This is a genomic window from Mycobacterium sp. 3519A, assembly GCF_900240945.1.
In the GTDB taxonomy this organism is placed as follows: Bacteria; Actinomycetota; Actinomycetes; order Mycobacteriales; family Mycobacteriaceae; genus Mycobacterium.
The window spans coordinates 40442-51662 of record NZ_OESG01000014.1 but is presented as its reverse complement, the minus strand read 5'-3'; the positions used below and the strand labels follow the sequence as shown (position 1 = coordinate 51662).

The 11221-nt window shown below is 63.5% G+C and carries 10 protein-coding genes; 5 read left to right on the top strand and 5 right to left on the bottom strand.

The annotated features are described in order from the left end of the window. The first annotated feature begins 15 nt into the window (after positions 1-15). Positions 16-1971: a primary-amine oxidase gene (locus C1A30_RS21415; protein WP_101950421.1), complete on the top strand. Its 1956-nt coding sequence runs from the start codon at positions 16-18 to the stop codon at positions 1969-1971. Between the two features lie 38 nt (positions 1972-2009). Here the strand turns inward: C1A30_RS21415 and C1A30_RS21410 are convergent, their stop codons facing one another. From C1A30_RS21410 to C1A30_RS21390, 5 genes are all read right to left on the bottom strand, one after another. Then, positions 2010-3425, bottom strand: coding sequence for an APC family permease (locus C1A30_RS21410; RefSeq protein ID WP_101950420.1), 1416 nt, complete (start codon positions 3423-3425; stop codon positions 2010-2012). A gap of 32 nt (positions 3426-3457) precedes the next feature. Beyond that, the gene (locus tag C1A30_RS21405) at positions 3458-4903 is read right to left on the bottom strand and encodes a gamma-aminobutyraldehyde dehydrogenase (RefSeq protein ID WP_101952782.1); all 1446 of its coding nucleotides are present in this window, start codon (positions 4901-4903) and stop codon (positions 3458-3460) included. A 439-nt stretch (positions 4904-5342) separates the two neighbouring features. Continuing rightward, entirely contained in the window at positions 5343-6572 is a 1230-nt protein-coding gene (locus C1A30_RS21400) for a serine hydrolase (protein ID WP_142392638.1), read from the bottom strand. 9 nt (positions 6573-6581) lie between these two features. Further along, positions 6582-7451, bottom strand: a complete 870-nt coding sequence (locus C1A30_RS21395; protein WP_101950418.1) for a polyphosphate kinase 2 family protein — start codon at positions 7449-7451, stop codon at positions 6582-6584. Next, on the bottom strand, positions 7444-8154 hold the full coding sequence (locus C1A30_RS21390; RefSeq protein ID WP_101950417.1) for a TetR/AcrR family transcriptional regulator: 711 nt from the start codon (positions 8152-8154) through the stop codon (positions 7444-7446). The genes C1A30_RS21395 and C1A30_RS21390 overlap by 8 nt, the downstream gene beginning before the upstream one ends. Positions 8155-8241: 87 nt before the next feature. Between C1A30_RS21390 and C1A30_RS21385 the strand changes: the two genes are divergently transcribed. The 4 genes from C1A30_RS21385 (at position 8242) to C1A30_RS21370 (ending at position 11217) form a co-directional block, all read left to right on the top strand. Next, positions 8242-9570 carry a DUF445 domain-containing protein gene (locus tag C1A30_RS21385; RefSeq protein WP_369974204.1) on the top strand — a complete coding sequence of 443 codons (1329 nt, stop codon included), beginning with the start codon at positions 8242-8244 and terminating at the stop codon, positions 9568-9570. Positions 9571-9679: 109 nt separating this feature from the next. After that, positions 9680-10150 carry a helix-turn-helix domain-containing protein gene (locus C1A30_RS21380; RefSeq protein ID WP_101950416.1) on the top strand — a complete coding sequence of 157 codons (471 nt, stop codon included), beginning with the start codon at positions 9680-9682 and terminating at the stop codon, positions 10148-10150. A 12-nt stretch (positions 10151-10162) separates the two neighbouring features. Beyond that, positions 10163-10771: a heparin-binding hemagglutinin gene (locus tag C1A30_RS21375; protein WP_101950415.1), complete on the top strand. Its 609-nt coding sequence runs from the start codon at positions 10163-10165 to the stop codon at positions 10769-10771. A gap of 164 nt (positions 10772-10935) precedes the next feature. Then, positions 10936-11217 (top strand): DUF2516 family protein, encoded by a 282-nt coding sequence (locus tag C1A30_RS21370; RefSeq protein WP_101950414.1) that lies wholly within the window; start codon positions 10936-10938, stop codon positions 11215-11217. Positions 11218-11221 lie beyond the last annotated feature (4 nt).

Genomic DNA, 11221 nt, shown 5'->3' with positions numbered 1-11221 from the left:
AAAGCGCGGTCGGCCATGGCATTACATCCGCTAGAACCATTGAGTGCAGACGAGTTCACGCGTACTGCCGAAATCCTGCGCCGCGACGGGCAGGTGACCGACAGCTTCCGGTTCGCTTCGATTGAACTGGTGGAACCCAGCAAGCAAGCGGTGCTGGCCTGGCGCGTCGGGGACCCGATCCCGCGACATTCGTTCGCGGTGGTGTGGAATCGCCTGGACAACAAGACCTACGAAGCAACTGTCGACCTGACCGGCGATACGCTCCTGTCGATCAAACACGTTCCCGACGTCACGCCGAACTTCACCGTCGACGAGTTCCACGAAGTCAATGAGGCGCTTCGTCAGCACCCGGACGTGATCGCCAAACTGCGCGAGCGCGGTATCACCGACATGAGCGCCGTCATCGTCGACGTCTGGACGTATGGCAAGGCGTTGATGCCGGAAAAGTACCGGGACCGCCGGTTGGGGTGGTGCGATCTATGGGTCCGCGAGACCCCTGAAGGCAACCCGTACGCGCACCCGATCTCGGGTTTGAAGGTCGTCGTGGACATGAACACGTTCGAACTCCTCGAAATCGAAGATCATCACGACGTCGGACTGCCGACAGTGAATGGCGAATACGTGCCCGGGCCGTGGCAGGGCGAGCAGCGCACCGACCTGAAACCGTTGCACATCAGCCAGCCGGAGGGCACGTCCTTCACCGTCGACGGCACCGAGTTGCGTTGGCAGAACTGGTCGATGCGCCTCGGCTTCAACCATCGCGAAGGTCCGGTGCTTTATCAGGTGGCCTATGACGACCACGGGGTGCGGCGTGACATCGCCTACCGCATGTCATTCGCCGAGATGGTGGTGCCCTACCGCGACCCCACGTTCGACCACTACCGCAGGACGGCCTATGACATCGGCGAGTGGGGGCTGGGGTTCATGACCACCTCGCTGGAACTCGGCTGTGACTGTCTCGGCGAGATCCGCTACGTCGACGCGGTGATGCACGACTCCACGGGCGCACCGTACGAGATCAAAAACGCGATCTGCCTACACGAAGAGGACAACGCGGTGCTGTGGAAGCACGTCGATCTGGTGACCGGCGCCGAGGTGCGGCGCCAGCGTCGCATGGTGATCTCCTGCCACATCACCGTCGCGAACTACGAGTACCTCGTCTACTGGCGCTTCTACCAGGACGGCAACATCGAGTGCGAGGTTCGTGCCTCCGGCATCATGGTCACCAGCCCCTTCGCCGAGGGCGAGGCTGCGCCGCCATACGGCACCGTCGTCGACAACCGCACCTACGCGCCCTTCCATCAGCACTTCCTGGTCGCCCGCCTGGACCTGGATGTCGACGGTTCGGCGAACACCGTCGTCGAGGTCGACTCCGTCGCACCTCCGGTGTCCGACGAGAACCCCTACGGTCTCGCGCTGATCACCCAGTCGACGCCGATCACCTCCGAGGCGAGCGGCGCCCGCGACTACAACTGGCACACCCAGCGCGGCTGGAAGGTCATGAACCCGGACAAGCTGAACCGGCACGGCACCCCGGTCGCCTACAAACTTGTTCCCGGTGCGGCGTTCCCGGCCATGATGGATCCAGCTACGCCGCAATACCTTCGGGCGCCGGTGATCGGTCACACGTTGTGGGTCACACGGCACGACGAGGACGAACGCTGGCCGTGCGGCAAGTATCCGACGCAGTCCACCGTTGACACCGGGATGACGGAGTGGATCAAGGACGACGCACCGCTTGAGAACGCCGACGTCGTGCTCTGGTACGTCTTCGGCCTCCACCACATCACCCGTGTGGAGGAGTGGCCGATCATGCCGGTCGACACTGTTTCGTTCTGGCTGAAGCCTTTCGGGTTCTTCGACCAGAACCCGTCGATCGATGTCGCCCCTTCGCCGAAAGCCGAGGGCGGGACGTGTCACACCGGCACGTCGGAGCACCTCGCCGCCGAGTACGCGGCGCACTTGCACTGAGCAACGGGTACGACTGCTGAGGCAGACCGGCTAGCCGGTCAATATTGACCATGTTTGACGTGCGGCACGGGCGTGCCCTCCTCGGCCAGGGTCTGCTCCTCGATCTTCATCGTGAGCGGCGAGCGGAAGCCACGGGTCATGTAGAGGAGCAGGATGATCCCGATCGCGAGCCAGATGATGCCGTTCCTGAGGGCCTCGAAGTGCAGGTTTATCCAGAGCACGCCAGTGAGGCACATGCCGATGAACGGCAGCACGATGTTGGTGAAGATCTCCTTGGGTGTTTTCCGCTGCTTCATGCGCCACGCGTAGAACACGATGACGGTCAGGTTCACAACGGTGAACGCGATGAGGGCGCCGAAGTTGATCATCGACGCGACGAACTCGAGCGTGAACTTCACGGCCAGCAGGGACACGATGCCGACGATGAGCACGGCGTGCGTCGGGGTGTGGAACCGCGGATGGATGTGTGACAGGAACCGGGGGATGCGGCCCCTGCCGTTGCGGCCCATGACGTAGATCATGCGGGACACGCTGGCATGCGACGAGAGGCTCGAGGCGACCACGGCGGCAAGGGCGGCCGAGACGAACAAGATCTTGAAGAGCTGGCCGCCCACCTTCAGCGCCATCTCGGGAAGGGTGTCGTCGGTGACCTCGAATCCCTCGAGTGTCGGGAACACGGCTTGGCTGAACCACGCCGCAACGAAGAAGATCGCCCCGCCGATGAGTAGTGCGAGGACGATCGCTCTCGGGACCTCGTTCGGCGACTTGGCCTCCTCGCTGTACATCGTGATCGCATCGAACCCGATGAACGAGAAGCACACGACGGTGGCGCCCGCCACGACGGCCGACATTTGGACGCCCTCGTGGTACAGCGGGTCCAGCGTGAAGACCGTGCCCGCGCCCATGCCATTGCGTAGCGCGAGCCACGCCTGGACGACGAACGCGGCGATCAGCACAACCTGGAACACCACGAGGATTCCGTTGAGCCGAGACGTCCCCTTCATGCTCAAGTAATTGAGAGCGGTGATCGCCGCGACGTACACCACGACGAACACCCATGACGGGGCCTGCGGGAAGAACGACTCGAAGTAGATGCGGCCGATGACCGCGTTGACCATCGGGAGCAGCAGATAGTCGAGCAGCGATGACCACCCGACGAGGAACCCGAAGTTCGGATGGATCGATTCGGACGCGTAGGTATACGCCGATCCGGCCGAGGGATAGACACGTGTCATCCGGCCGTAGCTGATCGCAGTGAACACCATCGCGACCAGCGCGAAGATATATGCCAGCGGCACCACCGCATTCGTCTCGTCCGACACGATTCCGAACGTGTCGAAGATCGTCATCGGGGTCATGTATCCGAGCCCCAACCCGACGATCGCCCACACCCCGAGCTGTCGGGACAAGTGCGGAGACGACGTATGGGCAATCTGCTGTGCGCCTTGCGACATGGTGACTTAACTCCTCTTGTCGGGTGCCGAGCTCAACCTTCGAAGCCGTGGTGATGCATGACGTGCTTGATCCGCGTGTAGTCCTCCAGTCCGTACATGGACAGGTCCTTGCCGTAACCGGAATGCTTGAAGCCGCCGTGCGGCATCTCGGCCACCAGCGGGATGTGGGTGTTGATCCACACGCAGCCGAAATCCAGTCGCGCCGCAAGTCGCGCAGCGGTGTCGACGTTCTTGGTCCAGACCGATGACGCGAGCCCGTATTCAGTTCCGTTGGCGAACGCGATCGCCTGTTCCTCGTCACTGAACCGTTGCGCGGTGACGACGGGGCCGAAGATCTCGGTCTGGATCAGTTCGTCGCCCTGGTGCAAATCGGCGATCAGCGTCGGCTCGTAGAAGTACCCCGAGCCTTCCTTCGGCTTGCCGCCAGCCAAGATTCGAGCATGCTCGGGTGCGCGTGACACCAAGCCCGACACGTGCTTGATCTGGTTGGCATTGTTGATGGGGCCGAAGAGGATGCCCTCGTCAGCGGGGTCGTAGCCGGTCTTTGTGTTGCGCACAGAATCGGTCATTGCGGACAGGAATTCGTCATAGATGCCGTCTCGGATCAGCATGCGCGTCGCGGCGGTGCAGTCCTGTCCGGCGTTGAAATAGCCTGCGGCTGTCAGCCCTTCGACCGCCGCCTCGATATCGGCATCGTCGAAGATGATTACCGGCGCCTTTCCGCCGAGTTCCAGGTGGGCGCGCTTGACGTCCTTGGCCGCGGCGGTCGCGACGGCCATGCCTGCGCGGGTGGACCCGGTGATGGACACCATCTGCGGAACTGGATGCGCGACCAGCTCGGCACCCGTGTCGCGGTCACCGCATACCAAATTGCAGACGCCGGGCGGGAAGATCTCCTGCATCTTCTCCACCATCCAGTACGACGATGCGGGTGTGGTGTCCGACGGCTTGAGCACGACGGTGCAGCCCGCCGCCAACGCGGGAGCGAACTTCCACACCGCCATCATCATCGGGTAGTTCCACGGCGCGACCTGCGCGACCGGCCCCACCGGCTCGCGACGTATCGACGACGTGAACCCTCGCATGTACTCGCCCTGCGATCGTCCTTCGAGAACCCGTGCGGCACCGGCGAAGAACCGTATCTGATCGACCATCGGCGGAATTTCCTCCGACGTGGTGAGTGAGATCGGCTTGCCGGTGTTCTCGCTCTCGATCGCGACGAGTTGCTCGGCGTTCTCCTCGATGACATCGGCCAGTTTCAGTAGAGCACGCTGTCGTTCACTCGGGGTGGACCACCGCCACTTCTCGAATGCCTTCCCCGCCGCGCGGCAGGCGTCATCGACATCCTTGGCCGACGAATTCGGCGCCGACGCGTACACCTCGCCCGTCGACGGATTCACGATGTCCATCATTTGGCCGTCGGATGCGGGCTGGATCTCTCCGCCGATGATGTTGTGGATTACCTTCTTTTCCGACACGGCGATCACTACTCCTGTTCAGCCGGGCTGGCGGCGTGCAGTCAGCCGCCTGTCTGTCCATTTCGGACGGCCCATCCCGACGGCGTCTCGAGTCACGAATCCCCCTGAAGACCAACGCGTTTAGTAGCGGCGATGGCGGTAGGTCATGATCGCGCGCCGGTCTGGGCCGTCCACGCCTTGGTCGCGCCGTAGGATCCTCGTCGCGTGCTGGAGCTTGCCGGCAGGCGGCGGCTCGAGCCGATGGGACGTCTGGATCATCGCGGCTCCCTAGCAACCGAAATGTCGTCGGTTGCCCCCATTCGGCGCAGCCGGCGACACACCCATATGCAGTGGGTAACTACTGAGCATGCGCCGATCAGCCCAGCCTAGGGCGGTTTTCATCGAAATACGGACGCACTATTTGCGTTTTAGGAAACTGTTTCGGGGCGGCGGACAGACGCTACGGGTTCACCTCGGTCGCCGCGCGGGCTGACAAATTCGCCGCGATGGCCCCGCACGCCCGCAGGGTGTTGGCCAGATGTGCTGGATTCTGCGCGTCCGGCCAGGATGACAGCTTGACAATCGCTGTTCGGGAGAATCGGTCGACAAAAATCAGCTGCCCGTGGATTCCCAGGCAGAGCAAGATCGGGCCCACCTCGTTGCGGAAGAACCAGAACTGGTTGCGGTACCAGCCACCGGGCAGCATTGGCTCATTTTCGGTGTGGGCGAACGCCTCTCGCACACCCGGTGGTGGGGCGAACGCGTCCGCCAGCCAGCCTGCGGGTACCACCTGCCTGCCTTCGACGAGTCCGTCGTCGAGAATCATCTGGGCGAACCGGCCGAGATCGCGAAGCGTCGCTGAAATGCCGCCGTCGTGGACCGCGCTTCCCACTGGGTCGCAGGTGATCTCGGCATCGAACTCGGCCCCCATCGGCTGCCAGATCAACGTCGAAATCAGATCGGCCATCCGTTCGCCTGCGGCGCGTTCGCATACCCACCCCAGCATGTCGGTATCGGCCGAGCGGTAGGTGAAGGTGCCGCCGTGCGGTCCGTCGCGGCCGACGGTTGCCAGGTAGGCGTAGCCGCCCCGAGGGTCGGCTGCCAGTGGCGGTGCCCATCCCATGGACCGCTCCATGACCCGGACCTCAGAATCGGCGGCCGTATACGTCTCCCGGAACGCGACGCCGGTACGCATGTCGAGGAGATCGCGCACGCTTGCCCCGCCGTACCCCGACTCGACGACCTCGGGAACGTAGGCCGTCACAGGCGCCTGCGGGTCCAGCAGGCCCTGTGCCACCAGAACCCCGGCGACGCATCCGACAACGGACTTGGATACCGACATCACCAGATGCCTGGTCGTCTCGGTCATTCCCGCGGAGTAACGCTCGTCGACCACTTGACCTTGGTGCAGGATCAATATTGCGTCGGTGAATGTGTCCGCGAAGATCTCCTCGGCGCTTGACGAGCTTCCATCCAGCCGGAGGACGACGGGACTGCCAACCTCGGTCTCCGTCTTGGTCAGCAGGGTTGGACTGCCGGTTCGGGCCGCAATCAGGTGGGTCGGGATGATTTCACGCATGTGCCGAAAGGCCCAGCGCAGGTTATCGGGGTGTTGCCAGTTCGCTACGGTGATCCGTCGTTCGGGCGGTGGGGGGAAGCCGGTCATCACGCCGGCGCTCTTCTGAGTCACAGTCTCGCCTCAGGCCTTGGCCAGCCGCTTCTTTTCCGCGGCGATGTCGAAATCGGCTGGCGGCCAGGACAAGTTGAGACTCTCCAGCGCCTCGATCAACAACTCGAGGATGGCCAGTCGGCTGTACCACTTCTTGTCCGACGGCACCACATGCCACGGTGCGACGTCGGTCGACGTCCGCTCCAGCATCGTTTGGTACGCCTCCTGATAGGACGGCCACAGCAGACGCTCATCGACATCGCCAGGGTTGTACTTCCAGTACTTGTCCGGCCTGTCGAGTCGGGCGGCAAGCCGTCGCTTCTGCTCGTCGAGTGAGACGAACATCGCCACCTTGATGATCGTGGTGCCGTCGGCGACGAGTTTGCGCTCGAACCGGTTGATCTCCTCGTAGCGGTTGCCCCACACCTCCGGCGGAACCAGGTTGCGCACGCGAACGATCAACACGTCTTCGTAATGAGATCGGTCGAACACACCGATGTGGCCGGGCGGAGGCAGCGCACGACGGATCCGCCACAGGTAGTGATGTTTGAGTTCCTCCTCCGTCGGCGCGCCGAACGCGTGGTAACGCAGACCCTGTGGATTCGCCGCTCCCACAACGTGTTTGACGATGCCACCCTTGCCTGCAGTGTCCATTCCCTGTAGTACAAGCAGAAGTGAGCGATGGTCGCCACCTGTCTTGCTACTGGCGTACAGCATCTCCTGCAGTTCCGCGAAGCGCGCGTTGCGCTCGGGCTGGATTTCGGCGGCGTCGCTCTTCTTGCCTTTGAAGCCAGGCGTGGCGCTGGTGTCGAGGTCCGCGATCTTCTCGCCTTCTCGATAAACCAAGTAGTCGTGGGGTTCGTGCGTCCAGTGCGGGGGAAAAGCCGCAGGCTTACTCATGAGCCAGTAATTGTGGCGGTAAAACCGGTGACGGATGGTCCTGTTCGCGGAACTTCTGCAATGAACCGCCCACTTCGACGATGCCGCGCAGCGCGTTCCACGACAGCATCGTCAGGTAGTCGATCAATTCGTCGGCCGTCATTCGTCGGTCGTTCATCCACGAGTGCGTAGCCAACTGGACGCCGCCGACGGTGTGGTAGGCCCACGGTGTGACACCGCCGGTGTCCATGCCGACCTCCATCATCCTGCGGCGCAGCATCACCGCCAGCATCCGTGCGATGATCTGCTCGGAGGTCGCGATGGCCTTGCTCTTGGAGGCCGAGTTGTTCGCCATGACGAACTGATACGGCTCTGGTTCGGCGGCCACCGTCTCGACGTAGACGCGAATGATCTCGCGAGTCAGGTCATAGCCGTCGAGATTCGACGACAGCGCCGCGGCCATGTTCGGGATCAGGGTGGTCTGGGCGAACCGCATCATCACCGCGGTCGTCAGGTCGTTCTTGTCGACGAAATAGCGGTAGAGCACCGTTTTCGACACCCCGATCTCGGAGGCGATCTCGTCCATGCTGACGTTGCTGCCCCGCCGGCGGATCGCCTCGAGGGTGCCGTCGACCAACTCATTGCGGCGCTCGACCTTGTGCTGATGCCAGCGTCGTTTACGACCGTCCGTTTTGACGGTCCGAGCCGGAGTCTGCTGTGCCACTGTTGCCGTGATCCGTTCCCTAGTTCGACTCGATAATACGGTGTTTATGTGTAACCGGGCTGTACGGGACGACGGCCCAGCGGCGACATAGTGGACTATGGAGGCGTGGCACATCGACCGGTCCCTGGCACGACCCGCAGCTTCGCTGAGTCGTTGGCCGGTGCCGACACCGTCGCCGACGCGGAGCGCCGTCGCGGGCTGCGGCGAATGAAGCTCGTCGCGCTGAGTTTCCTGCTCGGCGCGACGGTGATCTTCCTGCTCTGCACGTGGGCGCAGTCGAACGGCGCCGCGCCGTGGGTTGGATATGTTCGAGCCGCCGCCGAGGCCGGCATGGTCGGTGCGCTCGCAGACTGGTTTGCGGTCACTGCGTTGTTTAAGCATCCGCTCGGCATCCCTATTCCGCACACCGCGATCATCAAGCGCAAGAAGGACCAACTCGGCGAGGGCCTCGGAACCTTTGTGCGGGAGAACTTCCTGTCGCCGGAAGTGGTGGAGACCAAGCTGCGCGACGCGGAAGTGGCGGGCCGGCTGGGCAAGTGGCTATCGGAGCCCTCGCACGCCAACCGGGTGGCTGCCGAAACATCAACGGTGCTAAGGGTTTTGGTGGAGATGCTGCGCGACGAGGACGTGCAGCACGTGCTGGATCGGATGATCGTCAAGCGCATCGCCGAACCGCAGTGGGGGCCGCCCATCGGTCGGGTGTTAGCCACGCTGCTCGCCGAGCGGCGCCAGGAAGCATTGCTGCAACTGCTCGCCGACCGCGCGTTTCAGTGGTCGTTGAACGCGGGGGACATCATCGAACGGGTCGTCGAGCGTGATTCGCCGACGTGGTCGCCGCGCTGGGTCGACCACCTCGTCGGCGACCGCATCCACCGCGAACTGATGGACTTCACCGACAAGGTCCGGCGCAACCCTGACCACGAATTGCGGCGCTCAGCCACCCGGTTCCTGTTCGAGTTCGCCGATGACCTGCAGCACGACGACGCGACGATCCAGCGCGCCGAGAACGTCAAGGATCAGATCATGGCCCGCGAGGAGGTCGCCAGGGCCGCCGAGACGGCGTGGAGTGCGGCCAAGCGGATCATCCTGGAATCGGTCGACGACCCGTCATCGGCGCTGAGAACACGCATCGCGGACACGGTGGTGCACATCGGCGAATCGCTGCGCGATGACTCTGATCTGCGCGACAAGGTCGACAACTGGATCGTGCGGGCCGCCCAACACCTGGTCTCCGAGTATGGGGTGGAGATCACAGCGATCATCACCGAAACCATCGAGCGATGGGACGCCGACGAGGCCAGCAGGCGCATCGAGCTACATGTCGGTCGTGACCTGCAATTCATCCGGATCAACGGCACCGTGGTGGGGTCGCTGGCCGGCCTGATCATCTATTCGGTAGCCCAGCTACTCTTCTGACCTGCGCTAACTGCTGCTTGCAAAAGTTAGCACCCCGTCGTACGGTTGATCTCGTCGCGATGTTGTCAAACCAACGGGATACCCGCGCACACCGAGGGGGCTAAGCGCTATGCCGCAGGATGAGAATCTTGCCGCCGTCGTTTCCAACGCTGCTCAGAACGCAGCCCAGGACATCGGCAGCTTCATCCGAACGCAGCGCGAAGCAGCGCAGGTATCGGTGCGGCAGCTGGCCGAGAAGGCCGGCGTCAGCAATCCCTATCTCAGTCAGATCGAGCGGGGCTTGCGGAAACCCTCGGCAGACGTGCTGCAACAGATCGCCAAGGCGCTACGGGTGTCCGCGGAAGTGCTCTATGTGCGGGCCGGGATCCTCGAGCCCAGCGAGGCGAGCGAGGTCCGCGACGCCATCATCACCGATACGGCGATCACCGAGCGGCAGAAGCAGGTGCTGCTCGACGTCTACACGTCATTCATTCAACAAAACGAGGGCCAACAGAACGAAGCCGTCAGTGAGGAGCCGACGACTGAAGCGACCGCAGACCGACCGATCCTAGAAATTCAGCAGAATTACGAAAGTCACTGAGAGGAAACAACTATGGCGAAGAAGACCGCCAAAAATCAGCCCACTGTCGACGACCTGAAGGCTCCGCTGCTCGCCGCGGTCGGTGCCGCGGACCTCGCCCTTGAGCGGGTCAACGAGATCGTCGCCACCCTGCGTGAGCGTGCCGGCGAGGCCCGCACCGACACCCAGGCCCGCGTCGACGAGAGCCGCGCCCGCCTGACCAAGCTGCAGGAGGACCTGCCGAGCCAGTTCGGTGAGCTGCGTGAGCGGCTGACCTCCGAGGAACTGCGCAAGGTTGCCGAGAGCTACGCCGAGGCCGCTCAGACCCGGTACAACAGCCTCGTCGAGCGCGGCGAGGCCGCCCTCGAGCGGATCCGCAACACCCCGGCGCTGGAAGAGGGTCGCGAGCGTGTCGAGCGCTACTCGGATCAGGCCGTCGAACTGACCCAGGAGGCGCTGGGCAACGTCGCGTCGCAGACCCGCGCCGTCGGCGAGCGCGCCGCCAAGCTGGTGGGCGTTGAGCTGCCGAAGAAGGCCCAGAAGGCTGCTCCTGCCAAGAAGGCGACGGCCCCGGCCAAGAAGGCGCCCGCCAAGAAGGCTCCGGCGAAGAAGGCCGCGGCCAAGAAGGTCACGCAGAAGTAAGTTCGACACCTCGTCTCCAGACGAGAGTTCGACACCTCGGCGGAGACGAGAGTTCGACACCTCGGCGGAGACGAGAGTTCGACACCTCGGCGGAGACGAGAGTTCGACACCTCGGCGGAGACGAGAGTTCGACGTAGAGGACGTAACCCGCTTAGGCTAGCTATGTGGAGCTTCAAGGCCTAGTGGGTTACGTCCTCGCTGTTGTGCAGATCGCGGTGTTGGTGACGACGGTTTACGCGTTCGTCCACGCCGCGCTGCAGCGGCCCGACGCCTACACCGCCGCCGACAAGCTGACGAAGCCGGTGTGGCTGGTGATTCTCGGGGTGGGCGTGCTGCTGGCGCTGGTCCTCGGCATCACCGGGGTGGCCATCGCGGCCGTCGCTGCGGGGGTCTACCTGGTCGACGTCCGGCCCAAGATCCTGGAAATCCAGGGCAAGTCCCGGTAGCCGC

Coding starts and splice junctions, on each gene's coding strand:
- C1A30_RS21415 (WP_101950421.1), top strand. CDS start 16: ATGGCATTACATCCGCTAGAACCATTGAGTGCAGACGAGTTCACGCGT.
- C1A30_RS21410 (WP_101950420.1), bottom strand. CDS start 3,425: ATGTCGCAAGGCGCACAGCAGATTGCCCATACGTCGTCTCCGCACTTG.
- C1A30_RS21395 (WP_101950418.1), bottom strand. CDS start 7,451: ATGAGTAAGCCTGCGGCTTTTCCCCCGCACTGGACGCACGAACCCCAC.
- C1A30_RS21380 (WP_101950416.1), top strand. CDS start 9,680: ATGCCGCAGGATGAGAATCTTGCCGCCGTCGTTTCCAACGCTGCTCAG.
- C1A30_RS21375 (WP_101950415.1), top strand. CDS start 10,163: ATGGCGAAGAAGACCGCCAAAAATCAGCCCACTGTCGACGACCTGAAG.